This is a genomic window from Hoeflea sp. Naph1, assembly GCF_046837775.1.
Taxonomy (GTDB): Bacteria; Pseudomonadota; Alphaproteobacteria; order Rhizobiales; family Rhizobiaceae; genus Hoeflea.
Window position 1 is genome coordinate 1,131,407 of sequence record NZ_CP177286.1, and the last position, 25,137, is coordinate 1,156,543.

The following is a 25,137-nucleotide window of genomic DNA, read 5'->3' on the forward strand; positions in this document are numbered from 1 at the left end:
CTGCCGGGGCAGGGGTGGTCGCATCCAGCAACGAGGAACCTTGAAAATGAAACCTGCAGGATATTCACTGAGCCAGATCTGGCTGCACTGGGTCATCGCCGCGCTGGTCGTAGCCCAATTCGTGTTCCATGAACAAATCGTCGCCGCCTGGGAGGCGCTCGAAAAGGGCCAGCCCGCCGACATCAACCTGCTCGTCAGGGCCCACGTGATCGGCGGCAGCCTGATCCTGGCGCTCACCATCTGGCGGCTGCTGCTGCGGTATAAACGCGGCGCCCCGGCGCTGCCGGCGCGTGAGCACCCCGCGCTCAAGTTCATCGCCCATTTCACTCACTTCACCCTTTATGCGCTGATCCTGATCCTGCCGCTGACCGGGCTCGCGGCCTGGTTCGGCGGCGTTCAGATCGCCGATTTCATCCACACCACGCTGAAGCTGCCGCTGCTCGTGCTGGTGGCGCTGCATGTCCTGGCCGCGCTCTACCAGCAATTCGTGCTGCGCACCGGCCTGATCACCCGCATGGTCCGCCCCGGCTGAAGCGGCCGCCTGAAACCCGATTAGCCCCCGGCTCAAGCGCGGCCAAAGCCCCGGCCAGGTTAAGCCCCTCCCGCTTGTGGGGGGCCGAAGGACGGGGAGGTGCAGCGATGCCCGCCCGCGCTCCGAACCCTCGTGTCGCAGCCGGCCCTTTTCGAGCCTCAAAACTCCGTCACCACCGTCACGCCAACGCCCTCGAACCGGTCCATCCCCATCAGTGCCGCAATCGAATCCTCAAGCGAAATCGCCCGCCCCACCAATAATTCCGGCTTCAGTCGCCCCGCCTCGATCATCGCCAGCATCGCCCCATAGCGGTGTGCCTGCATGCCGTGGCTGCCCAGAATTTCCAGCTCGTGCGAAATCACCCGCCCCATCGGCACCGGCGGAAAACTCTCCGTCCCCGCCATCAGCCCCACCTGGATGTGCCGCCCACGCTTGCGCAAACAGTTGATCGAGTTCACGCACGTCGTCACCGCGCCGAGCGCGTCGAGCGACACATGCGCCCCGCCGCCGGTGATCTCGCGCACGGCCCCCGCCACATCCGCCACGTCGCGCGCGTTGATCGTGGCCACCGCGCCGAGCTCGCGCGCCAGCTTCAGTTTGTCGTCGGCAATGTCCACCGCCACCACCTGCGCGCCGGCGGCCACCGCGATCATGATCGCCGACAGCCCGACCCCGCCGCAGCCATGCACCGCCAACCATTGCCCGGCCGATACACGGCCCTGGTCGATGACGGCGCGAAACGAGGTGACGAACCGGCATCCGAGGCTTGCCGCCGTGGCAAAATCGATTGTCTCGGGCAGAGCCACCAGGTTCAGATCAGCCCGGTGGATCGACACATATTCCGCAAACGATCCCCAATGCGTAAATCCCGGCTGAAACTGGTTGTCGCACACCTGCTGATGCCCGGCATGGCACTCGGGGCAGTGCCCGCAACCGCCGACAAACGGCACCGTCACACGCTCGCCCACCTTCCACCGCGTCACCTCGCGCCCCACCGCCGCGATCCTGCCGGCAAGCTCATGACCGGGCACATGCGGCAGCACGATATCTGAATCATGCCCCACCCACCCATGCCAGTCCGACCTGCAAACCCCGGTCGCCATCACCTCGATCACAACCCCGTGCGGCTCGGGCGTGGGATCCGGCAAATTCACCAGCTTCGGCGGCGCGGAAAAGGCTTCGTAGAGAATGGCTTTCATGACAGAATCCCGGTGATGGAAAGGGAGGGGAGAGGGAGAGGTTTACACCGGGGGAATGGGATTGGGGAGGGGGCGTCAGGTTAGAAATGATGCAGGACCGGTATTCCGGTGGGCACCATACCAACCGGCGGTTTTCGGCCCTTTGCTACTGTTTGGTTGTTCCCTTATGAACGACTGCTATGCGCACTCTATTGGAAGGTCGCCGAGACAGGAGGTCGATAGGCTAGGACTGCATGCAATGGACTTTTGTCGAGCAAGACAATGTAAGGATATTGTTCTATGTGTAGATTATACCCTATTGTAATCGTTGACTTTTAATGCGAACAGAAAGATTTTAGAATTTTGGCAGCACCTGATCATGTCGCATGGCTCGAGGATACCGGAGAGGTCATCGAAACGGCAGATGGCCGCGAGACTGAAATCTGGGTTTTACACCACGCCGATGATGATGCAATTCTCTCAGCTTGGGCGACCCATTTCCGGCAGCACTACTGCCGCGATGGAGAGCTACCCGATCTGGTTGCGGGTACGGGGCTATCTAACGCCGATTTTTTGACCAACATCAAATTCCCGGACGCAGTAGCAGCGCCAGGCCCAAGCACACGTGCGGGTGACTTCGGTGAAATCCTTGTGGCGGATTATATCGAATACGTCCTAGGGTACTGGTGCCCACGGCACGGTCGATTTGAGGATCGCGAAAACCGTAATATGCCCTCTAATGGTACCGACGTCATCGGGTTCAGCTTTACTGGTGGCGAGCCAAGTCCCGACGACGAATTGCTGGTTATAGAGTCGAAGGCCGGATTCCGGCCAACGAAAAAAAATCGGCTGCAACAGGCGATCAACGATTCCGGCAAGGACCTTGTTCGCGAAGCGATGTCTTTGAGCGCCATTAAGCAGCGACTTCTCAAGATCAACCGCGACGACGCGTTGAAGGTTGGACGTTTTCAGAACTAGGGCGATAAGCCGTTCAAGCGAACCAATGCCGCAGTCGCCGTGTTGGACGATGAGATATTCAACGAAATGGCGCTTGGCGAGTCGGACGCATCAGAACATCCGAACGGTGACAATTTGCGACTGATCATCATCAGAGGTACATCGATGATGGACCTTGTTCACACGCTTTATGCGAGGGCTGCGGATGAGGCCTGAGCGGGAATCCCGGCTGATCCTTGCTGCCGTTCAGGCGCGAGCAAAGATGCACGAGTTCCGTGCAGCCGAGGAAGACTACGTCCGTTTTAGACGAGCGCCTGAGACGCTCTTCCCCTTAACCGTGGGTATTCTGCATGACGTAGCCGGTGCTATCGCCGATCGATTCGTCGACCGGGCGGAAGGTCCCGTCATTCCCTCTGCTTGGGAAGAGGACGACGGCTCAATTGGTCAGATGGTGCGGTTCTCGGCATCGTTTTTTGATGCTTTCTTAGAATCGCAGCTCAATGCCGAACTCACAACAGAGTTCTCGTTGCTCTGTGCTGCGTCCTACTACTTGGCAGACAGCGTAGGCAGTGCCGTCGTCGTGGCGAACAGATCGGATGCACCGCCCCTAGAATTGGGACATGGTCTTGCGCGGGTAGCCTGGCACATCCTCCGGGGTGGCGCTGGTCCCATCGATGGCGAGTATCATCATACCGTGTTCGGCAATCGCCTACAGAATGCTTTGATACGGCATTTCGGTCTTGAGGCAGATACCGAAGAGGAAATTCGCGCCATGTGCGCTGAACTGCGAGCCAGTGTCTACGACAACGGATCGGCTCGTGAGGTCGTCTATGCGGATATCGTCACGGCACTCTGTGCCCGCAAACTAGAGAATGCGGCTCGCACAATCCTGCCGCCATCATCGGGCCTACCGCTCGCCTTATGGACCGATGCTCTGCGCAAACCGCGCTTCCCAAAGGAGCTGTGGCCCGCGCAGCGCAGAATTGCCGAGGCCGGCCTTTTGAGAGGTAATTCTGGTGTCGTGCAGATGCCAACCAGTGCAGGCAAAACCCGCGCAACCGAGTTGATCATCAGGTCCGTGTTCCTATCGGGGCGCTCGAACCTGGCTGTGATCGTCGCGCCGTTCCGTTCGCTGTGTCACGATATTCGTTCCGACTTGGTGGGCGCGTTTGCGGGTGAGGATGTCGCGCTCGATGAAGTTTCTGACTCGTTCCTGCTCGATGTCGATATCTCAGGGGTGTTGGCGCAGCGATCGGTTCTGATCGTCACACCAGAGAAGATGCTCTACATGTTAAGGCGCGCGCCAGAGCTTGCGGAGCGGATCGGCCTCGTCATCTACGATGAAGGCCACCAGTTCGAAGGATTCGCTCGCGGACCAACCTATGAGCTGTTGCTGTCATCCTTACGGATGACCTTGGCACCGGAAGCACAAGTGGTCTTGATCTCTGCCGTCATAGGCAATGCGCCTGTTATCGCCGAATGGCTTATCGGGGACGCGGATGCGGTGATCAGTGGCGAGGGGTTGCTGCCGACAACAAAGAGCATCGCCTTTGCAAGTTGGCAATTCGAGCGTGGGTTTCTGCAGTATGTGAGTCCGGATGACCCTGAGCAACAAGAGTTCTTTGTTCCTCGCATTTTCACGCAAACCAACCTCGACCTTAACCCAAACGAGAGTGCGATACGCCCATTTCCGAGGCGTGGCACTCCCGGTGAGAGTGCGGACGTCGGATTGTATCTCGGGCTCCACTTGGTCGAGCGCGGCAGTGTCGCGCTGTTCTGCGGAACCAAGGAAAGTGTCATTTCGCTTTGCAGGCGGGCGGCAGAAATCTTCGATCGTGCGGTTGCGCTGCCGCGACCGCTTGGTGTCTCCGACGCGGCCGAGATCGCACGCCTTACGCACCTGGCGAATCTAAACCTTGGCACAGACCAAGCTGTCACCCAGGCATCGGCATTGGGCATACTTGCTCATCACCGCAACACGCCCCAAGGCCTGCGCCTCTCGGTCGAACATGCCATGAAGGAAGGGCATGCAAAGTTTGTCATCTGCACCTCGACCCTAGCGCAAGGTGTCAATTTGCCAATTCGGTACCTTATCGTCTCGGCAACTCAGCAGGGTAAGGAGAAGATCAAGGTGCGCGATTTCCAAAACCTAATGGGCAGGGCTGGACGCGCCGGTATGCATACAGAAGGCAGCGTCATCTTCTCGGCGCCATCGATTTACGATCAGCGGGACAACAGCGGCCAACGCTGGCGTTGGAATGCGACCAAGAGCCTTCTCGATCCAACACGCGCCGAGCCATCGCGCAGCAGCCTTCTGGATTTGTTCGATGACTACGAACAGACCGCTACGCTCAAACTCACGCTGCACATCGGCGGGCTCGACCTTGCCTTTGCAACGCACTCGGAAATCGACGCGGCAGTGGCCTCGGTCAAACAGCAGTTTGGCTGGGTCGAGGTTGAAATGTTCAAAACTTTCGTGGCTGATCGCGCACGCGCCATACAAAGCATCGCCGCTTATCTCGCCGCCTACGTAGATTTCACGAGCGACCAAGCAGGCGAGCGGATCGACGAACTGACCCGCAACACTTTTGCATGGCACCTGGCTGACGACGCCACGCGCAACAATCTCCTCGAAGTGTTCCGCATGACGGCGAGGGCCATCGAAACAGCAGGAGACGATGCGCTGCGCGCTTTGATCAGGAAATCACCGCTTCCACCTGCGGACGTTTTCGCGCTTCGCGATTGGACCAACGCCAATATTCAGACGCTTGTAGATGCCGCAGAACGAGGAGAGCTGGTCGATGCGGTCTATGCGGAGGTCCACCAATACGTAACCTCGAAGGCTCTATCTAAGCTTACCGACCAAAACCAAATCCTTCCAACATTGAAGGCATGGCTGGCAGGTCAGTCATTCGACGAGATTGGACAGGCACTTCGTGCTGCCAATGTCCGGACCAGCAACCGTCACATCACCGCGAACCATGTAGTCGCCATCTGCGAGGGCGGGTTCGGGTTCGATCTCGCTATGGTCGTGGCGTCTATGGCCGATCTTGTAGAGCCCCTGGATGAAGACCTTTATGAAGAGCTGGTGTTCCTTCAAAGGCAGATCAAAAATGGCCTGAGTAACACAGCCGCGCTCGCCTTCTACGAAGCTGGCTTCAAGGACCGCGTCGTCGCCCAGGCTCTAGCGGCTGCGTTTGGAGGCGTGACCGACCGCACTGGAGTCCGAGGTGTCTGTCGCACGCAGCGCGACGAACTGAATGCGGTTCTTGATGCCTTTCCAGCGTACTTCCAAAGCGTGGCTGAAGAACTGCGGCATTGAGATCCTATCACCACGCCCTCAATGCATGTCCTTGGCGACATCCTGTTGGAGGTTCCTAATGTCCGCTATCGGCAGTCCACCCACCCCAGTCGCTCGTCGGCTTGCTACTCTATTCCAATTATTCGTTACCGAAGCCGCAAATACCCGTTTCTTGCCTAACTAGTCACTAAACTCATATGATAAGAAATTGGGGGCGGAGCATTTTTCCTCAAAGGTAACAACGCCAATTTTTATTGGCATCCCAAAATAAATCCCCTCCATTTTTTCCACACCCTCTCCCCCCATGCGATAATCCTGCCACCTTCCGTCGCAACGGATGGCCGGGGCCCACGGAGCTTTGGCCGGCGGAAGGCGGTGAGTTTTGGCGCGCGGGGCCGTATCGCGGGCCAGAAACTGGCGAAGAAAGCATCCCGGCCAGCGCGGGCGGCCTGTCAGGTCGAAGTGGATCTGATAAAATGCCAAACGCGCGAAAGCCGGAACCGGGTGCCCCGGTCATGTTCCAGGCACCCGGCGGCGTCTGCAATGCGGTGCGCGGCCTGGCGGGCAGGCCGGTCGCGCGCCGCATCACCACTCCAGACGCCGGCCTGACCCATCCCGGTCGCGACCATCGCGGACATTGTTCGCGGGGGGTCACATCGGGAAACGGCGGGTTCGGTCCGTAACGGGGCCGAACAATACGAAACCGCCCCAGGGCTCGAGATGATTTTTTGCCGGGAAGGATGCCGGCCCGCGCCCGGAAGGCGTCGGGCTTCCTCTCGCCAGTGGGGTGCGGGCAACTGCGCCAACCCACATTTTCCACCACCACGGGCCAGCGGCCCGCGCCCCAGCAATCCGGTTTTTCCAACCGGAGCCTGAAATGCCCCAAACCGTCGGCGAGATTTTCGCGCGCGGTGCCTTGGCGTGTCGCGGGCAGCGCGCCCGCGCGGCCACCCCTCGATCAGCCCGCTCAGGCGGCCTTGGCCACCTGGTATTCCTTGATCGCCACCATGTCGATCATCTTCCAGCGCTCCGCCTCGTAATTGAGCGAGAACTGGTCGGACGCCAGAAACACCGGATCGCCATCGAGATCGCGGGCAATGTCGCCGCGATGGCTGGTGACGAACCGTTCGAGATCGTTCTTGTCAGCCGTCGAAATCCACCGGCAGATCGAAAACCGCGCCAGGTCGAAGCTCACCGGCAGCCCGTATTCCGCGTGCAACCGCTCTTTCAGCACATCGAGTTGCAGCGCGCCGACCACGCCGACAATCGCCGGCGAGCCGTCCTCGGGCGAAAACAATTGCACCACGCCCTCCTCGGCCATCTGCTGCAGCGCCTCTTTCAGCTTTTTGGCCTTCATCGCGTCCTCGAGCCGCACCCGGCGCAGGATTTCCGGCGCGAAATTCGGCACTCCCTGGAACACCAGCGCCTCGCCCTCGGTCAGCGTGTCGCCGATCCGCAAGGTTCCATGGTTGGGGATGCCGACCACGTCGCCGGCGTAGGCCGTGTCGGCAATCTGCCGCTGCGAGGCAAAGAAGAACTGCGGCGCTGACAGGCTCATCGGCTTGCCGGTGCGCGAAAGCCTGGCCTTCATGCCGCGCTCGAGCTTGCCCGAACACACCCGCACGAAGGCAATCCGGTCGCGGTGGTTGGGGTCCATGTTGGCCTGGATCTTGAACACGAACGCCGTCATCTTCGGGTCGGTGGCCTCCACCGTGCGGGTATCGGCCACCTGCGCCCGCGGCGGCGGCGCGAATTCGCCCAGCGCATCGATCAGGTCGCGCACGCCGAACGCCTTTAACGCCGAGCCGAAATAGACCGGCGTCAGATGGCCTTCGCGAAACGCCGTGAGATCGAACGGCTTGCAGGCTTCCGCAGCAAGGCTCGCCTCCTCGATGAAGGTGGCGCGCTCGTTCTCCGGCAGCAGCCCGGCAACCGCGTCGGATTCCGGCCCGTTGACCGGCGTCAGCTCGGTTTCCCTGTCGGATTTGCGGATCGCCGATTTGGCCAGATGATAGGTGCCCGCAAACGACCGGCCCTGGCCGATCGGCCAGGTCATCGGTGCGGTATCGAGCGCCAGTTTCTGTTCCACCTCGTCAAGAATATCAAACGGATTGCGCGCCTCGCGGTCCATCTTGTTGACAAACGTGATGATCGGAATGTCGCGCAGCCGGCAGACCTCGAACAGTTTCAGCGTTCTGGGCTCGATGCCCTTGGCCGCATCGATCACCATCACCGCCGCGTCCACCGCCGTCAGCGTCCGGTAGGTGTCGTCGGCAAAGTCCTCATGGCCCGGCGTGTCGAGCAGGTTGAACACGTGGTTGTTGTATTCGAACGTCATCACCGAGGTGACCACCGAGATGCCGCGCTCGCGCTCGATCTTCATCCAGTCCGACCGCGTCTGGATCCGATCCTTTTTAGCCTTCACCTCGCCCGCCAGCTGAATCGCGCCGCCAAACAGCAACAGCTTCTCGGTCAGCGTGGTCTTGCCCGCGTCCGGGTGCGAGATGATGGCGAAGGTGCGGCGGCGGCCGACTTCCTCGGTGAGCGTATCGGGCATCGATGGCGGATTCCTGTTGATGGCGATGCGTTCTAACGTCTTGCCGCCCGCCATGCAATTGACCTTGGCGCAAGGACAGGAAAAGCTGGCACCATGACCCACCTTGATAGCCTCGCCCGCTCGGCGCTGGATCAGCGCTCCGCACCCGTCCCCGATTCCGGTCCGGAACTGGTTCTCGTCCGCCTGCCGCATGGCCAGGGCCTTGATCTGCCGGCCTATGAAACGCCCGGTTCCGCCGGCATGGATCTGCGCGCTGCTGTTGCCGAAGATGCGCCGCTGGAAATCGCCCCCGGCGGCCGCTTTGCGGTGCCCACCGGGCTGATCATGGAGATCCCCGCAGGCTTCGAGGGGCAGATCCGTCCGCGCTCGGGGCTGGCGCTCAAATCCGGCATCACCTGCCTCAACACGCCCGGCACCATCGACAGCGATTATCGCGGCGAGGTCAAGATCATCCTCGCCAATCTCGGCGCGGAACCTTTCACCGTCAGCCGCGGCATGCGGATTGCGCAACTGGTCATCGCCCCGGTCACCCAGGCCCGCATTCGGCTGGCTGAAAGCGTCGGCCCGACCGCGCGCGGCACCGGCGGTTTCGGTTCGACCGGCACCGCATGAGCACCGCGGCTGCAGGCAGTCTCACGGTTGTCGACATGCACACCGCCGGCGAGCCGCTCAGGATCGTCACCAGCGGCTATCCCGATTTGCCGAAAGGCACGATTCTGGAAAAGCGCGCCTATGTCCGCGATCATCTCGATCACCTGCGAAAGATCCTTATATTCGAGCCGCGCGGCCATGCAGACCAGTATGGCGCCCTGCTGGTCGAGCCCGATCTCCCGGACGCCGATCTGGCGGTTCTGTTCATGCACAATGAGGGCTATTCCACCATGTGCGGCCACGCCATCATCGCGCTGGGCCGCTATGCGGTGGATCAGGGCCTGGTGCAGCCCGGCGAGCATGTGTCCAATGTCAATATCGAGTGCCCCTGTGGCCTGGTGCGCGCCGAGGTGACAATGCGCGACGGCAAACCCGCCGAGGTGAGTTTTGAAAGCGTGCCGTCATTCCTGTTCGCGCGCGATCAGGTGCTCGAAGTCGGCAGCTGGGGCCCGATCAGTTTCGACATCGCCTATGGCGGCGCCTTTTATGCGCTTGCCGATGCCCGTCAGTTCGGGCTTGAGTTTGACCGCGACCCGGCCGCAGCCTTTGTCGAGGCCGCCGACGCACTCACCCGCGCGGTCAAGCAGGCGCTGCCGCTCAGCCATCCCGATGCCGCCGATCTGGCCTTTCTCTACGGCTCGATTCTGACCGATGGCAGCGACGCATATTCCGATCAGCCGACCCGCAATGTCTGCGTCTTTGCCGACCGCCAGGTCGATCGCTCGCCCACCGGATCGGGCGTCACCGCCCGGCTCGCCGCCATGCAGGCGCGCGGCCAGATTGGCATCGGCCAGCAGCGCGTCTTTACCAGCATCATCAACACCCGCTTTACCGGTGAAGTCGCGTCGCTGACCCGCGCCGGCCCGCATCAGGCCATCACCGCGCGTGTCTCCGGCAAGGCCCATTATACCGGCCGCAGCGAATTTTCCGTCGAGGCCGATGATCCGCTGGCGGAGGGTTTTCTCCTGCGCTAGCTGATCAGATGCGGATTCTAGAATTGGAATCTCAGCCTTAGATGTTCGTTGGAATAAATTTGCCCCCTTCTCCACACGTCGCCGGTGCGCATCATTCGCGCCGGCGTGCCATCTGGCCTATAGTCTGGCAGGTTCAACAGGAGTTTGCCGATGTCTGCTTTCTCGCCAGCCAAGCCCGGTCGCGGCCGGGTTTACAATTCGATCATCGACACCATCGGCGATACGCCGCTCGTGCGGCTGGGGAAGCTCGGTACCGACGAAGGCGTGAAGGCCGATCTTCTGGCCAAGCTTGAATTCTTCAACCCGATCGGCTCGGTCAAGGACCGGATCGGCGTGGCCATGATCGAGGCACTGGAGACTGAGGGGCGGATCGCGCCGGGCAAGACCACGCTGGTCGAGCCGACCTCCGGCAATACCGGCATTGCGCTGGCTTTTGCCGCCGCCGCCAAGGGCTACCGGCTGATCCTGACCATGCCCGAGACGATGTCGGTCGAGCGCCGCAAGATGCTGGCGCTGCTCGGCGCCGAACTGGTGCTGACCGAGGGCGCCAAGGGGATGAAGGGCGCCATCGCCCGGGCCGAACAACTGGTTGCCGAAATCGACGGCGCGGTGATGCCGCAGCAGTTCGAAAACCCGGCCAATCCGGAAGTTCACCGCCGGACCACTGCGGAAGAAATTTGTAACGACACCGATGGCAAGGTCGATATCGTCGTTTCCGGCATCGGCACCGGCGGCACCATCACCGGCGTTGGCCAAGTGCTCAAACAACGCAAGCCCGACGTTAAGATCATTGCCGTCGAGCCAGCGGATTCGCCGGTGCTGTCGGGCGGCGCGCCCGGCCCGCACAAGATCCAGGGCATTGGCGCCGGCTTTGCACCCGCGGTGCTCGACACCTCGATCTATGATGAAGTCGTCAAGGTGAGCAATGAAGAGGCTTTTGCCATGGCGCGCAAGGTGGCGCGGCTCGAAGGCCTGCCGGTCGGCATTTCCTCGGGCGCGGCGTTGGTGGCCGCGATCCGGGTTGGCCAGCGCGAAGAAAATGCCGGGAAGCAGATCGTCGTCATCATCCCGTCCTTTGCCGAGCGCTACCTGTCGACAGCACTGTTTGACGGTCTGGGCGACTGACCAGATAGAGGATTCTCCGCCTGGCCGGATCAGCCATATTGCGGGACCACACGGCCAATCAACCGGCAAACCGACCACCCGGCAATCATCCGGGCAGTGATAAATGCAGGAGGTGCCACGGCGCTCACGCCGCCACGGCCACGCGCTCGGTGGCGATCCGGTAGGAGATCGATTCTGCCAGGTGAATCCGGCCGACGGTGTCGACGCCGTCGAGATCGGCGAGTGTCCGCGCCACCTTGAGAATTCGGTGATAGGCGCGGGCCGAAAACCGCATCTTCTGGGCCGCATCGCTCAGGAGTGCCTGGCCTCCAGCGTCGGGCTTGGCGATCTGCTCGACCAGTGCCGTCGAGCATTGCGAATTGGTGCGGATATCGGGGCGTCCGAGCGCGCGGTAGCGTTCCAGTTGCAGTGCCCGGGCACGCGCCACCCGAGCCGCCACGTCGGCACTTTTCTCCGCTGCCTGCGGCCGGATCAGATCCTCGGCGGTGACCGCCGGCACATCGATGCGGATGTCGATCCGGTCCATCAGCGGGCCGGAAATGCGGCCCTGGTAGTCGCTCTGGCAGCGCGGGCCGCGGGCGCAGCTGTGTCCCGGCTCGCCGGCCATGCCGCAACGGCACGGGTTCATTGCTGCGATCAGCTGGATATTGGCCGGGTAGCTGACCCGGTGATTGGCCCGGGCAATCACGCTCTCGCCTGTCTCCAGCGGCTGCCTGAGTGAATCGAGCACCTGCGGCGTGAATTCGGGGAATTCATCGAGAAACAAAACGCCATTATGGGCCAGCGATACTTCCCCGGGCCGCGCCTTGAAGCCGCCGCCCACCATCGCCGCCATCGACGCCGAATGATGTGGCGCGCGGAACGGCCGACTGTCGGAGAGTTTGCCGCCCGCCAGCCGCCCGGCAATTGAATGGATCATCGACACCTCAAGCAGTTCGGCTGGCGACAGCGGCGGCAGGATTGATGGCAGCCGTGCCGCCAGCATCGACTTGCCCGATCCCGGTGGACCAACCATGATCAGGTTGTGCCCGCCGGCAGCCGCCACTTCCAGCGCGCGCTTGGCGGTTTCTTGGCCCTTGATGTCGGACAGGTCCGGCATATTGGCCGGGGCTGCGCGCATTGCCGGTTCGGGGCGCGCCAGCACCTGCGTGCCGCGGAAATGATTGGCCATGGCAATCAGCGAGCGTGGCGCCAGAATGTCGATCTCTGCACCCGCCCAGGCGGCTTCCGGGCCGGAACCGGCCGGGCAGATCAGCCCCTTGCCAAGCGCATTGGCGCCGATTGCGGCGGGTAGCGCGCCGGCCACCGTGGCAATGGTGCCGTCCAGCGCGAGTTCGCCCAGTACCACATAGCCGTTGAGCGCGTCGCCGGGAATGGCGCCCAGCGCCGCCATCAGCCCCAGCGCGATCGGCAGGTCGAAATGACTGCCTTCCTTGGGCAGATCGGCCGGCGCCAGATTAACCGTGACTTTCTTGGCTGGCAGCGCCAACCCCGAGGCGTGCAGCGCGGCCTGCACCCGCTCGCGGCTTTCCGCCACTGCCTTGTCGGGCAGGCCGACAATGTGCATGCCGACCTTTCCCGGTGCCACCATCACCTGGACGTCGACCGGCACCGCGTCGATGCCTTCGAATGCAACCGTACTGACCCGTGCAACCATCTGTGTGTCCCTTCCGCTTGAAGGCAAAGGAAGTTCAAATTTTCCCGTAATGCGTGATCTGGGGTGAATTGAAACACGGCATGCGGAAGAAAACAAGAACAATATGGCAACAAATACACCATTAAGATGAGATCGGTTGTGACGGGTTGTGGAGGGGAAGCCTGATTGAGCTGTGTCGGTACAAATCTGTCGGAACGGATCAATCGCCGCAGAGCAGCGCGGATTTGCCTTAAAACAACTAGAACTCGGCAAGTATAACTCAGTATTGCGAATAGAGGCTGATTTTGCGAGTCAGGGGTTCGAAATTTCTATTATCACCTGATTCCCCAAGGAAAATTGATCATGCGGTTTGGACGAGTTGAAGCCCTCATTTTATCTGGCGTTGCAGCAGCTGCGCTGGCTGCCTCCCCTGCACTGGCCGATGACACGGCCGCCACCGGCGCAGATTGGCAGGGCTTTTATCTCGGCGGGGCATTGGGTGGCGCTCACAGTGCGGCCAAACCTGACACCGGTGTCGTCTATAACGACTACTTCTTCACAAACGCCCTCGGCAGTGATCGGGATCAGGTCAACCCGGTTCTTCAGCGGCGAATTGACGGACAGGACGTGACCGGATCAGTGCTGGCCGGATATGATTTTCAGTCTGGCAACATCACGTACGGTCTTGAGGGCGATCTGACTTTCATGGGGTTTTCGCAAACCGAGAGTTTTGGCCCTGCAAATTACGATAACAACCCAACCAACACGTTCACCACCAGAACCACCGTCGAGTCCGATTTTCTGCTGAGCCTGCGCCCGAAACTGGGTTACGTGACCGGCCCGTTCCAGTTCTATGTGTCCGCTGGTCCGTCGGTCAGCCGGTTCAAGATGACTCATGACTATTCCGACACCCCTAATGGCGGCCACAACATAACATTCTCTGACAGCAAAACCGCGCTGGGCGTTTCGAGCAGCGTTGGCGTGGGCTACATGCTGTCAGATGGCTGGGTGCTGCGCAGCGACTATGTGTTCAGCTACTATCCAGACATTGCCGGCGGCAGTTCCGAGCTCAACGGCGACGGCAAGACTGATTTCACCTATGGGTCTGACTTCCAGTCGCACAATCTGCGTCTGGCGCTGATCAAGCGCTTCTAGACAGTCCGAGTGCATCATCGGCAAATCTGCAGCAGTGCGCTGGTACCCGGCGCCTGCTGGCCGGTCGCGCGCCGAAGGGCAGCAACAGCCGGCTGATCCGCATGAGGGCAGCCGGTTGCCCATGCCGGAACTCAAAGGAGCGCCAGATGGCCTTTCTTGAAGATGGCGGTATCTTTTTGTCATCGACCTGACCTATGTGGTCGCATTCGGCCAGATTGATCCGCTGATAGCCCCGCATATGGCCTTCATCGAACGTGGCTACGCCGAAGGCCTGTTGCTGACGTCGGGCGCAAAGGTTCTGCGCACAGGCGGCATCATCATTGCCTGCGGCAAGTCAGCCGCCGACATCATGGCGCTTGTCGGCGATGATCCGTTTCATCAGGCCGGCTTGGCCGATTACAAGATCACCGAATTCAATCCCGGTAATGTGGCGGCGGCCCCGAAGTAGCAGCCTGCTTGCCGGCCTGTCAGCTCAGCCGCGCTTGGCTTCCACCGCATCCCAGAACAATGCCGCCACATCCGGGCCGCCGAAATTCTTGATTTCGCGCAAGCCGGTGGGCGAGGTCACGTTGATCTCGGTCATCAGGTCGCCGATGATGTCGATGCCGACCAGAATGAAGCCGCGTTCCTTCAGCGACGGGCCGATGCGGGCGCAGATTTCCTGCTCGCGCTCGGTCAGATCACTGTGCTCGGCACGGCCGCCTGCGTGCATGTTGGAACGCGCATCCGTCTCCGCCGGCACGCGGTTGATCGCGCCGACCGGCTCGCCGTCAATCAGGATGATGCGTTTGTCTCCGGCCCGCACCGACGGCAGGTATTCCTGTGCGATGAACGGCTCGCGATACATCTGGGCAAACATTTCCAGAAGCGAGGCGAGATTGCGGTCGTCGGGTTTGATGTGGAACACCCCGGCGCCGCCATTGCCGTAAAGCGGCTTGAGGATCATGTCGCCGACCTCGGCGCGGAAATCATTGATCGCCGCCGGATCGCGGCTGATCAGGGTCTTTGGCATCAGGTCGGGAAATTCGGTGACGAAGATCTTCTCTGGCGAATTGCGCACCCAGGCCGGATCATTGACCACCAGCGTCTTGGGGTGAACCCGCTCCAACAGATGCGTCGAGGTGATGTAGGCCATGTCGAACGGCGGATCCTGCCGCAAGAGCACCACATCCATGTCGGCCAGATTGATCTTTTCCTGCGGTCCGAGCTCGAAATGGTCGCCCTCGACATCGCGCAGGATCATCGGCTCCGCCACCGCCTCGATCCGCCCGTCACGCATCGACAGCTGGTCCGGCGTGTAATGAAACAGCTTGTAGCCGCGGTTTTGCGCTTCCAGCGACATGGCGAAGGTGGAATCGCCGGCAATCTTGATCGAGCGCACATGGTCCATCTGGACCGCGACATTCTGGATCTTGCTCATGGGTCTGAATTCTCCGCCATACTGTAAGCTCCCACATAGGGCGTGGGTGGGGGGGATTGCAACGGGGGAGGCCAGTTTGGAGGCCAGTAATGAGAACTAGATGGCTTTGCCTGGCCCAGAACCGGCAGCAACTGCTTTGCCACGGCCCGTGGGGTTCGCCTGACCCGGCACGCGTCCACCCAGCGCATCACGCAACTCGCGTGTCAGCGTGGCAAGCTGTTCGGCTTTCTCCTGCCCGATCCTTGCTTCGATCATCCGGTCAACATCTGCCCAGGCATTGCGGACCTCGGACAACAGGCTGCGGCCCTTGTCGGACAGCTGCAGGACATTGCTCCGGGCTTCATCGGGGTGGCGCGCACGTGAGATAAAACCGACCTGCAGCAGCCGCACGGTCATCGTACTCATGCTGGCCGGCGTCAGGTCGAACTCCCGCGCAAGCTGCGCCTGCGAGGCCTCGCCCATGCGGTCGAGTGCATCAAGGATCCGGGCCTGCCGATGTGATACGTCAAGTTCAGCGAGCCGCAGCCGCAACTGCTCCTCAAGGAGGGTCGCCGAATGCAGCAGAAAGTGCAGGGTGAAGGTATCGAGTTGCATACTAACAGTTAGTATACTAACATATAGCGAATTGCAAGGGCGCTCGCCCCTGACCCAAGCTGAGGAATGCACCATGAAGAGATTGACCACCCTAGGTCTGAAACTCTCCCTTGCCGCCGGAATGGTAGCCTTCTCAACAGCGGGGTTTGCGCATAGCCCGGAAGAAGCGATTGACGGCATTGCCGCATTTTTCCAGAACGCGGATCTGGTCAAGGCGCTGGAGATCGTCGACTGCACACTCTCCGAGGGCGCCAAGACCAAATGTTTCTCGATCACCGTCAAACCCGATCCGCAAACCTATACGCCCGGCCCCTGGTGCCCCGGCAACATCGCCGACAGTGCGGAGGCGGGCGGCATCTGGCTCAAGGATGGCGAGGTTCACGACGTTGACGGCAGTTTCATCAAGAACCTTGCGGAACTCTATGGCGATGCGGAGTGGCAGCTGTTTGACCCCGACACCGGCGATATCCGCTTCACCGGTACATTGCAGGCCTGTCAGGCTGCCGCGCGCCCGGATGTTGATCCGGCCTACAACAATTACTGCGTCCAGTGCCTGCCCGAATACATGCCGGAAGACGCGACCATGACCTATGTGATCCCGATGGAGCCGCAGGAAGCAAGCCAGCCGCAGCCCACAAATTTTTCCGGATCGGGTATCGCCTATAACGGCATACGGCTGGATGGCCCTGCGCCGCTGGACGCAATCACCGCTGCTCACACCATCGCACCCTTTGACGATTGCGGCGGGCACGTCAATCCGCATGTCGGTTATCATTACCATGCCGTCACCGACTGCCTGCAGCAGTCGCCGGCGACGCCGGGGCCGGTTGTGGCGGAGCACGGCGCCCAGATCGGCATTGCCATGGACGGGTTCCAGATATTCCCGCACCTGACGGGATCGGGCGATGATCCGGACGATCTGGACAGCTGCAACGGCCATGAGGCCGAGGGACTGGCCTATCATTACCACGCAGGAACCGCAGGCTCGAACGCTATTCTGGGCTGCCTCACCGCCCAGGCGGGCTGCGCGCTCGAAGACGGTGATGCAGTCTGCGACGCTTCCGTGCGCCCGCCGCGTCCATAAACGGAAAGTTCGTCATGAGCAGCACGCGCCTGAGCAGGTTTCGTCCCACCCGAGATGACGTCACGGAGTATCCTGGCGTCACACTGGGACTCACCCTGCTCAGCGTCGCTGCCCTGTGGTCGGCCTCGAGTTACGGCTACTACGCCCTGGTTGATGCCTTGCATCTGGAGAGCGGTTACAACGACGCTCCGGCACTGTTCGCCGCCTATTACCTGATTTGGACGGGGCTGACCTTGCTCTGGTTCCGCAAGGTTCTGGCCGGCAGCCTGGTTCGCCGAAAGATCATGGCTCATGCCGTGGCAATGGCCCCGTTGATGCTGATTTTTGCGATTTTCGTAGCCGTCATCCTGCCGAGCCTGCCACCGGTCTCGGTGTGGCGCGCGCCCAGCGATCCACCCGAGTTCATGTTCGCGTCCGGCTGGTATTACCTCCCCAAGTCGGCGGATATCCTGTTCCAGCAGGTTCTGGTGGCGTCGTTGATTTACACCGCCGCCGAGTTGAAACTCTCCATGCTGGCGATCGCCGTCGGCATGGGGCTGATGTTCGGCGGCTTCCATCTGCTGCTGGCGCTCGACGGCTTTTCACCGCTCTATGTGGCCCGCTTTACCATTGCAGCATCCCTGTTCGGGCTTGTTGTTCCGTACTTGTATCTGCGTCTCAAGCACGGCTTCCGCTGGGCCTATGGGCTGCACTGGTCGTTCTACGCTTTCGACGCGGCCGTCACCCACCTCGTTCTCGCAGTCCCACCCTGGGCGGTCGGCTTCCCAGGTGCGTAACAGAGGGCGCCACCCGCCAACGTTCAAAACGCATCCTGCAAGTGCACCGGCCAGCGCCAGCGGCTGACCACCATGATGTCGCAACGCCAGGAAAGCTGGGCTGAATCGGGCTGCCGGCTGATGAACAACTCGCCCGCAGCCAGAATCCGTCGTTGCGCCGCATAGCTCACGGCATCAACCCCCGAAGCCAGATCGCGGCGTGCCTTGACCTCGACAAAGGCAATCAGGTCGCTCTTGCGTGCCACCAGGTCAATCTCGCCTGCCGGTGTGCGGTAGCGCAGCGCCAGTATCCGGTAGCCCTTGAGCAGCAGGGCAAGGGCCGCCAGCCATTCGGCGCGGCGGCCGATGCGTTCGGAACGCCGTTTTCGAGTGAGCCTGTCGCCCGCGCTCACGCATCACCTTTCGCAGCGAGGTCCTTCATGTCCAGAAGCCGTTGATAGAGATCCTTGCGCGGAAACCCGGTCAGCCGCGCCGCCTCTGTTGCGGCTTTGCCGGCGGGTAGCTCCGCCGCGAGCTTGGCCAGCAGCGCATCGACATCAGTCTCCGAAGGCAACGGCGTCGAACCGGGCCCGATCACCAGCACGATCTCGCCGCGCACATTCTCGTCTTCATACTGTGTGGCAAGCTCGCCCAGCGTGCCGCGCCGTATCTCCTCGTAGGCCTTGGTCAGTTCCCGGCAGACGGCGGCCGGCCGGTCCGTTCCGAGGACATCGGCCGCGGATTTGAGGCCGGCGGCCAGCCGGTTCGGGCTTTCGAAAAACATCAGCGTCGCAGCCACCGTCTTGAATTCGCCAAGCCGGTCGCGCCGCGCCTTGTCCTTGGATGGCAGAAACCCTGCAAACAGGAACGCGTCGCTGGGCAGGCCTGAAGCCACAAGCGCTGCCATCGGCGCCGAAGCGCCGGGGATCGGGATCACCGGCACGCCGGCTTCGATTGCAGTTTGCGACAGCCGGTAGCCGGGGTCGGAAATCAGCGGCGTACCGGCGTCCGATATCAGCGCCACGCTCTTTCCCGCATCAAGAGCGGCCATCAGTTTCGGCCCGACGCGCTCCGCATTGTGCTCGTGATAAGCGTAAGGCCGGGTGGTGATGCCGAAGCGATCAAGCAGCACCCGGCTGACGCGCGTGTCCTCGCAGGCAATGATGTCGGCGCCGGCGAGCGTTTCCAGCGCGCGGATGCTGATGTCACCGAGATTGCCGATCGGGGTGGCTACCAGATAAAGTCCCGGCGACAGCGGCCGGGCGGCCACCTCATGCGTGCCGATGCGGAACAGCCGCTCAGGCTGCGCAGCCGGATCACTGGCCTTGCGGGCGTCTGTTTCGGCTCGGGTTTGTGAGTGCTTGCGTGTCATCTTCGCTCCGCCGCCATCTGAATTTCGTGGATGCGGGCCAGCCGGTATCCGGGTTCGAGCGTGCCCTTACGGGATAGGCCGGAACGGGGCAAAAAACAACGGCAAGATGTCAGGTGTCAGGCGGAGATGGCCTCGGAGTCTGGCCGCAAGCGGGCAATCCTGTTCACCATCTCGGGAATCAGCAAGGCCGGTGCCGGTCTCGCGAAATAGAAGCCCTGAACAGAATCGCACCCCATGTCGCAGGCCACGTTGACCTCCTCGAGGGTTTCCGTTCCCTCCACTACCAGATTGAAGCCGAGGCCGCGGCCAAGTTCGAGCACGCCGCGCAGGACCCGCTGCTTGCGGTGATCGGTATCGACGTCGGAAACGAAGCTTCGGTCGATTTTCAACTGGTCGAACGGCAGCCGGTTGAGATAGCCCAGCGATGAATACCCGGAGCCGAAATCATCAAGCGACAGCGAGACGCCCAGCGCCCGGATGGCGGAAAGCACCGCTGCAATGCGATGTTCGCTGTGATCGACGAACACGCTTTCGGTGATCTCGATGCAGAGATCGCGGCCCGACAGGCCATGGCGCTCGAGCGTCTCTTTGACCAGACCGACGAAATTGCTCTGCCAAAGCTGGATCGGCGAAACATTGACGGAAATATGTTTGAACTCGAACTGCATCCGGCGCCATTTCGCCGCCTGCTCGCAGGCGAGATCGAGTATCAGTGTTCCCAGTTCGACAATCTGTCCGCTGGCTTCGGCTACCGGAATGAACCGGGCAGGCGAAATCGGCCCTTCGTTCGAATGGGTCCACCGTGCCAGGACCTCAAGGCCGGTCAACGCACGTGTCGATGGGTTGATTTGCGGCTGGAAGTAGATCTCGATTTCGCGCGCTGCAATTGCTGATCGCAGCAGTCGTTCCATCTGTATCTGTTCCTGGAACGCGTCGTTGAGATCAGATGTGAAGAACACTGCTTGATCACCGCCGCTGGCCTTGGCCTTGCGAAGCGCCAATTCGGCGTTCCGGTTGGCTTGATCTGCGTCCTCGGCGTCCTGATGCAAAACCACGATACCGGCAGAGCCGGTTATGTGGATTTCTCCGGCGGGCAGGTGGTGTGGCTGCCGCCAGCCATCGAGCAGCCTTTCGGTGAGTGCGCAGGCCCGCGAGGCCGAGTTGTCGCCACCGATCAGAATCACGAAATGGTCCGATGTCAGCCGTGCGGCCTGCGCATCCGAGCCAAATATATCCACGATCTGCAAGGCGGCCAGTTTGAGCAGATCATCGCCGGTAGCTTGTCCGTAGGCATCGTTGATCTGCTTGAAATTGTCGATATCGAGATGCACCAACGCCCACTTGCCGGCTCCGGAGAGGCACTCGTGCAGCGCCGATTCGAGATCGTTGAGATGTCGGCATCGATTGCTCAGCCCGGTCAATTCATCGCTGTAGGCCAGCCGTGCAAGCTTGCCTTGCAGGGTCACAACCCGGTCGAGCCCCTGCGCCAGAGCGCCGACTTCGTCGTTTCGCTCCATGTAGGGCACCGAGCCGGATGGTTTGGCAGCGGCCAGATCGTCGGCGAGTTTGGCCAGCACCCGCAGTGGCTTCAATTCGGTGCTCATGAAGCAGGCACCCAGTGCGGCGACCAGCACCAGCACGAGCCCGGCGGCGATCAGAACCTGCGTGCGCAACTCGTCGCGCGCGGCAATCAGGTCGTCCACCCAGCCGACATCGACAGCCAGAGCTCCCGCGACCGCGCCGAGCGATGTCTGGATCGGCGTCAGATATGCCAGCCGCATCCGCCCCATCACCGGCACCTCGCCGAGGTGGGGCCGGTTGTTGATCAGGTTCTCGTATGCCGGATGCCCGGCTTTGATCGACATCGGCGGGGGCATCGAACCGTCAGGCTTGCGAAAGGTGGTGGCGAAGCGATCAAAAGCCTCGGTTTCCGTATTCAACCTGAACAGGTTGGCTGCGCCCTGGTTTATCTGGCCGATGTCTTTCAGCAGCGCGTCATGCTGGCTTCGGAAAGACAGCGAAACATCGGCCGTGTCGCCCTTCAGCCGAAGCGCCAGCGGGGCGCCATCCGGGGCATGGATGGTCAGGAATTCGCTGCCGAGATTTTCAGTAAAAAGCGCGGCCGCCGTGCGCGCCGCCCGGTCGATGCGCACTGAAGAATCGGCTGCCGTCACCTGGTAGAGTTTGACGTATCCAAGAGTAGCGGTGATCAGAATCGAGATCGAGACAATGACGACCAGTCGCGTTGTTATTCTGCCGGTTATGCTGTTGAGCAGCCGAAGAGCTCTGAGCATTCGTCATTACTCCCACGTGTTGGTGGTCCTTTATGACAAACGAATATTAGACAAAAATTAAGATGAGGCGGATTTTTTCTTGCATCAATTATTAACCATGCAGTCCCGTATCCACCATATCGACTTGTGGGAATGAAGAAGCGTCCCGGATCACGGAGTAACGCGGAAAAAGATTTGTTCAACCACAGGTCGTTGCGTCACTCCGCACCTAAAAGGTTGCATATTGGAGGAGCTGCTGCTCAGGTTTGCACAACCAACCGGCGCATCACGGATCTCCTGAAACCCAAATTTAACAAAATACAAGTACAGTCAAAACAATATCGCAAACAATATCTTGTGGCACCAGCATGATGGCGGCTCAGTTTTGATAAGAAAAATACTTGACCGCATTTACCGTATCATGTCGGTTCCCTCGGAAGATGGCGATCTGCTCCGGGCCCAGTTTGAGGTTGTCTCAAACCAGGTTCCATTGATGTACAGTATTGTGCTCATCAATGCCTGGGCGCTCTCAATCACCTTCCTGTCGACTGCGCCACTGTGGCTTTCGCTCTACATTCCCATGGGGTTTACCGCCATATGTGGTGCCCGCCTTGTCGGTTGGTGGCGGTTGCGGCATGTGGTTCCAACTGTCAAATATGCGCATCGAGCACTGACACTTACCACCCGGCTTGCATTCCTGCTCACCGTGTTGATGACCGTTTGGGCGCTGTCGCTATTTCCCTATGGCGATCCTTATATGCAGGGGTCGATTGCCTTTTTCATCGCCATCACCGGCCTCGGCGTCATCAATTGTCTGCAGCAATTGCGATCAGCAACCATCATGGTCGCAATCGTCGTCAATTGCATTTTCGTGGCCTATTTCTGCATCGCCGACATCACCGCGTTCATGGGCATGGCAATCAATCTGGTGCTGGTTTCAGTCGCCTTGCTGCTGGTGATGGCTGTTCAGTTCCGGCATTTCGCCGGGGCAGTCAGCGTCCGCGCCGAACTGGAAGCGATCAGCAGGGAAAATGCCCGGCTGGCCAATCTCGACAGCCTGACCGAGCTTGCCAACCGTCGCGAATTCTTTGCCCGCCTCGAAGGCTTGTTTGACAAACTCGAGGGCAAACGTCTCGCTGTCGGCGTCATCGACCTTGACGGCTTCAAACCTGTCAATGATCTGTACGGCCACAAGATCGGCGACAAGCTGCTGGTCGAGGTCGGCAAACGGCTTGCCGATGAGGCAGGAGACGGCAACCATATCGCCCGGCTCGGCGGCGACGAGTTTGCTCTCACCGTCGTCGATTGTCCCGACGATACCCAACTGTTGGCCCTGGGCGAACGGATTTGCGCGGCCCTGCGCACCCCGTTCGTCCTGGCTGAAACCACCGTGCAGATATCCGGATCGATCGGTTTTTCGGTCTATCCGGATACGGCGGGTCATGCGCAGGAACTTTATGAACGGGCCGATTACGCACTTTACTGCAGCAAGCGCACCAGACGCAGCCATCCATTGCTGTTTACCGAACAGCACATGGTCGAGATCGAACAGAACACCCGGATCGAACAGGCGCTGCTTAACGCCGATCTGAATGCCGAATTGACAGTGTTCTATCAGCCGATCATCGCCATCGACACAGGGAAGACCATGGCCTTCGAGGCGCTGGCGCGCTGGACCAGTCCGGTGCTCGGCAATGTGCCGCCGTCCGATTTCATCCCTGTCGCCGAGCGGGCAGGGCTGATCAGCGAAATGACCCGAATCCTGCTCAAAAAGGCTCTGACAACGGCCTCTCATTGGCCTGATAATGTGGGGCTGTCATTCAACCTGTCGGCCCATGACATAAGCTCCTCACAGGCGGTGTCGCTCATTGTCGGCACCATCCTGGCAAGCGGCATCGACCCCAAACGGCTGGATCTGGAACTCACCGAAACCGCTATGCTCCATGATTTCGCCCAGGCCAAAGCGGCCATCGACATGCTCAAATTGCTCGGATGCGGCATTGCTCTCGATGACTTCGGAACGGGCTACTCCAGCCTCAGCCAGTTGCACGCCTTGCCGCTGACCAAGATCAAGATAGATCGCAGCTTCGTCTCCAATCTCGACCGGAATCCCGCCAGCTACAAGATCGTCAAGTCTCTGCTGGCGCTGAGTTCCGACATGGGGCTTGGCTGCGTGGTCGAGGGCGTCGAAACCAAAGAGGAGCTTGCCGCGCTGAATATTCTCGGCGGAAGGCTGGTCCAGGGCTATTTCTATTCGCCCCCGGTGCCTGCCAGCGAGCTTGAACGTTTTCTCCCGCAAACAACCGGTCCAGCCCAGATGGCGGGCTGATCACCGTCCCGCAGGTGACGTGCGATGCAGGGGTTCAGATCGCCAGATCGGCCACTACCGCATCAAGCACCAGCATGCCTTGCGGCGTGCAGCGCAGCCGGTTCGGGCCCATTTCCTCTATCATGCCGTGGTGAACCAGAAAGCCGGTCCGCTCCGGGTCGAGTGCGCGCCCAGACAATTTTTGCCAGCGTGCCAGATCGATGCCCTCGCGCAACCGCAGGCCCATCAAAAGCAGCTCGTCGGCCTGTTCGCACAGCGTGAGTTCGCTGGTCTCGATCATGCCGTGACCGCTTTCCGACACCAGCGACAGCCATTTCTCCGGCGTCCGTTCGGTTGCCGTGGCGATCTTGCCGCCCGAGGTAGACAATCGCCCATGCGCGCCGGGGCCGATGCCCGCGTAATCGCCATAGCGCCAATAGGTCAAATTGTGGCGGCTTTCGGCGCCGGGTCGGGCGTAGTTTGACACTTCGTAAGCAGGCAACCCGTGGCTGGCGCAAACCTGGCCGGTCAGTTCATAAAGTTCGGCCGACAGATCGCCATCCGGCACGATCAGCTTGCCGGCTTTGTGCAGGCCGTAAAACGGCGTGCCTTCCTCGATTGTCAGCTGGTAGAGCGACAGATGATCAGCAGCCAGCGAGATCGCCTCTTCCAGTTCGGCAGCCCAAGCCTCCGGCGTCTGGTCGGGACGGGCGTAGATCAGGTCGAACGACATCCGCGGAAAGATATCCCGCGCCAGCCCGATTGCGGTCAGCGCCTCGGCTCTTCCGTGCAAACGTCCAAGCCGCTTCAGGTCGGGATCATTGAGCGCCTGCACACCCATCGAGACCCGGTTGACGCCGGCGTCGCGATAGCCGCGAAACCGGCCCGCCTCGACGCTTGATGGATTGGCTTCCAGCGTGATTTCAACGCCGTCGGGCACCACCCAGGCTGCACGCACCGCATCGAGAATGGCGCCCACCGTTTCCGGCGCCATTAGCGAGGGTGTGCCACCCCCAAAAAAGATACTGGTGACAACCCGGGGGCCGGACAGCGCCCGCATGGCGGCGATCTCGGCACGAAATGCGGCGATATAGGCGTTCTGGTCAACGCCGCCGTGCCGGACATGGCTGTTGAAATCGCAATAGGGGCATTTGGCTGCGCAGAACGGCCAGTGCAGATAGACCCCGAATCCGGGCTTGCCGGTGTCCGGCGCCAGCGTCGATCCGGAATCCTGCACGGTTGTCGGTAATGGCGAAAGGGGGGGG

The 25,137-nt window shown here is 61.0% G+C and carries 21 protein-coding genes; 12 read left to right on the plus strand and 9 right to left on the minus strand.

The window, feature by feature from the left end:
• The first annotated feature begins 46 nt into the window (after window positions 1-46).
• Window positions 47-532 (plus strand): cytochrome b, encoded by a 486-nt coding sequence (locus ACK6D9_RS05355; protein ID WP_412050915.1) that lies wholly within the window; start codon window positions 47-49, stop codon window positions 530-532.
• Between the two features lie 158 nt (window positions 533-690).
• On the opposite strand, the gene ACK6D9_RS05360 is transcribed toward ACK6D9_RS05355, so the two are convergent.
• Entirely contained in the window at window positions 691-1,731 is a 1,041-nt protein-coding gene (locus ACK6D9_RS05360; RefSeq protein WP_412050916.1) for a zinc-dependent alcohol dehydrogenase family protein, read from the minus strand.
• 342 nt (window positions 1,732-2,073) lie between these two features.
• On the opposite strand from ACK6D9_RS05360, the gene ACK6D9_RS05365 reads away from it, so the two are divergent.
• From ACK6D9_RS05365 to ACK6D9_RS05375, 3 genes are all read left to right on the plus strand, one after another.
• On the plus strand, window positions 2,074-2,688 hold the full coding sequence (locus ACK6D9_RS05365; RefSeq protein ID WP_412050917.1) for a Hachiman antiphage defense system protein HamA: 615 nt from the start codon (window positions 2,074-2,076) through the stop codon (window positions 2,686-2,688).
• Window positions 2,689-2,929: 241 nt separating this feature from the next.
• On the plus strand, window positions 2,930-5,989 hold the full coding sequence (locus tag ACK6D9_RS05370) for a DEAD/DEAH box helicase (RefSeq protein ID WP_412050918.1): 3,060 nt from the start codon (window positions 2,930-2,932) through the stop codon (window positions 5,987-5,989).
• 455 nt (window positions 5,990-6,444) lie between these two features.
• Entirely contained in the window at window positions 6,445-6,651 is a 207-nt protein-coding gene (locus ACK6D9_RS05375; RefSeq protein WP_412050919.1) for a hypothetical protein, read from the plus strand.
• A 284-nt stretch (window positions 6,652-6,935) separates the two neighbouring features.
• On the opposite strand, the gene ACK6D9_RS05380 is transcribed toward ACK6D9_RS05375, so the two are convergent.
• Window positions 6,936-8,525 (minus strand): peptide chain release factor 3, encoded by a 1,590-nt coding sequence (locus ACK6D9_RS05380; RefSeq protein ID WP_267656242.1) that lies wholly within the window; start codon window positions 8,523-8,525, stop codon window positions 6,936-6,938.
• 93 nt (window positions 8,526-8,618) lie between these two features.
• Here ACK6D9_RS05380 and dut point away from each other — a divergent pair, with 93 nt between their 5' ends.
• The 3 genes from dut (at window position 8,619) to cysK (ending at window position 11,275) form a co-directional block, all read left to right on the plus strand.
• Window positions 8,619-9,137, plus strand: a complete 519-nt coding sequence (gene dut, locus ACK6D9_RS05385; protein WP_412050920.1) for a dUTP diphosphatase — start codon at window positions 8,619-8,621, stop codon at window positions 9,135-9,137.
• Window positions 9,134-10,150, plus strand: coding sequence for a proline racemase family protein (locus ACK6D9_RS05390; protein WP_412050921.1), 1,017 nt, complete (start codon window positions 9,134-9,136; stop codon window positions 10,148-10,150). Before dut ends, ACK6D9_RS05390 begins: the two co-directional genes overlap by 4 nt.
• Before the next feature lie 150 nt (window positions 10,151-10,300).
• Complete coding sequence (gene cysK / locus ACK6D9_RS05395; protein ID WP_412050922.1) at window positions 10,301-11,275, plus strand: cysteine synthase A; 975 nt, start codon at window positions 10,301-10,303, stop codon at window positions 11,273-11,275.
• Window positions 11,276-11,399: 124 nt separating this feature from the next.
• On the opposite strand, the gene ACK6D9_RS05400 is transcribed toward cysK, so the two are convergent.
• Complete coding sequence (locus ACK6D9_RS05400; RefSeq protein ID WP_412050923.1) at window positions 11,400-12,932, minus strand: YifB family Mg chelatase-like AAA ATPase; 1,533 nt, start codon at window positions 12,930-12,932, stop codon at window positions 11,400-11,402.
• Window positions 12,933-13,274: 342 nt separating this feature from the next.
• On the opposite strand from ACK6D9_RS05400, the gene ACK6D9_RS05405 reads away from it, so the two are divergent.
• Both ACK6D9_RS05405 and ACK6D9_RS05410 read left to right on the plus strand, forming a co-directional pair.
• On the plus strand, window positions 13,275-14,066 hold the full coding sequence (locus ACK6D9_RS05405) for an outer membrane protein (protein ID WP_412050924.1): 792 nt from the start codon (window positions 13,275-13,277) through the stop codon (window positions 14,064-14,066).
• A gap of 196 nt (window positions 14,067-14,262) precedes the next feature.
• Complete coding sequence (locus ACK6D9_RS05410; RefSeq protein WP_322989557.1) at window positions 14,263-14,514, plus strand: YciI family protein; 252 nt, start codon at window positions 14,263-14,265, stop codon at window positions 14,512-14,514.
• A 24-nt stretch (window positions 14,515-14,538) separates the two neighbouring features.
• On the opposite strand, the gene gshB is transcribed toward ACK6D9_RS05410, so the two are convergent.
• Both gshB and ACK6D9_RS05420 read right to left on the minus strand, forming a co-directional pair.
• Window positions 14,539-15,486, minus strand: coding sequence for a glutathione synthase (gshB, locus tag ACK6D9_RS05415; protein WP_322989549.1), 948 nt, complete (start codon window positions 15,484-15,486; stop codon window positions 14,539-14,541).
• 96 nt (window positions 15,487-15,582) lie between these two features.
• Complete coding sequence (locus ACK6D9_RS05420; protein ID WP_322989550.1) at window positions 15,583-16,080, minus strand: MarR family winged helix-turn-helix transcriptional regulator; 498 nt, start codon at window positions 16,078-16,080, stop codon at window positions 15,583-15,585.
• Window positions 16,081-16,153: 73 nt separating this feature from the next.
• Between ACK6D9_RS05420 and ACK6D9_RS05425 the strand changes: the two genes are divergently transcribed.
• On the plus strand, window positions 16,154-17,164 hold the full coding sequence (locus tag ACK6D9_RS05425; RefSeq protein WP_412050925.1) for a YHYH protein: 1,011 nt from the start codon (window positions 16,154-16,156) through the stop codon (window positions 17,162-17,164).
• 14 nt (window positions 17,165-17,178) lie between these two features.
• Window positions 17,179-17,940 (plus strand): hypothetical protein, encoded by a 762-nt coding sequence (locus tag ACK6D9_RS05430; RefSeq protein ID WP_322989552.1) that lies wholly within the window; start codon window positions 17,179-17,181, stop codon window positions 17,938-17,940.
• A 23-nt stretch (window positions 17,941-17,963) separates the two neighbouring features.
• On the opposite strand, the gene ACK6D9_RS05435 is transcribed toward ACK6D9_RS05430, so the two are convergent.
• The 3 genes from ACK6D9_RS05435 to ACK6D9_RS05445 form a co-directional block, all read right to left on the minus strand.
• A complete protein-coding gene (locus tag ACK6D9_RS05435; protein WP_412050926.1) occupies window positions 17,964-18,332 on the minus strand; it encodes a YraN family protein in 369 nt (122 codons plus the stop codon).
• A complete protein-coding gene (rsmI, locus tag ACK6D9_RS05440) occupies window positions 18,329-19,291 on the minus strand; it encodes a 16S rRNA (cytidine(1402)-2'-O)-methyltransferase (RefSeq protein WP_412050927.1) in 963 nt (320 codons plus the stop codon). Before rsmI ends, ACK6D9_RS05435 begins: the two co-directional genes overlap by 4 nt.
• A 116-nt stretch (window positions 19,292-19,407) precedes the next feature.
• A complete protein-coding gene (locus tag ACK6D9_RS05445; RefSeq protein WP_412050928.1) occupies window positions 19,408-21,585 on the minus strand; it encodes an EAL domain-containing protein in 2,178 nt (725 codons plus the stop codon).
• A 472-nt stretch (window positions 21,586-22,057) separates the two neighbouring features.
• Between ACK6D9_RS05445 and ACK6D9_RS05450 the strand changes: the two genes are divergently transcribed.
• A complete protein-coding gene (locus tag ACK6D9_RS05450; RefSeq protein WP_412050929.1) occupies window positions 22,058-23,893 on the plus strand; it encodes a putative bifunctional diguanylate cyclase/phosphodiesterase in 1,836 nt (611 codons plus the stop codon).
• Between the two features lie 34 nt (window positions 23,894-23,927).
• On the opposite strand, the gene hemW is transcribed toward ACK6D9_RS05450, so the two are convergent.
• Window positions 23,928-25,109 (minus strand): radical SAM family heme chaperone HemW, encoded by a 1,182-nt coding sequence (gene hemW, locus ACK6D9_RS05455; RefSeq protein ID WP_412050930.1) that lies wholly within the window; start codon window positions 25,107-25,109, stop codon window positions 23,928-23,930.
• Window positions 25,110-25,137: the final 28 nt, after the last annotated feature.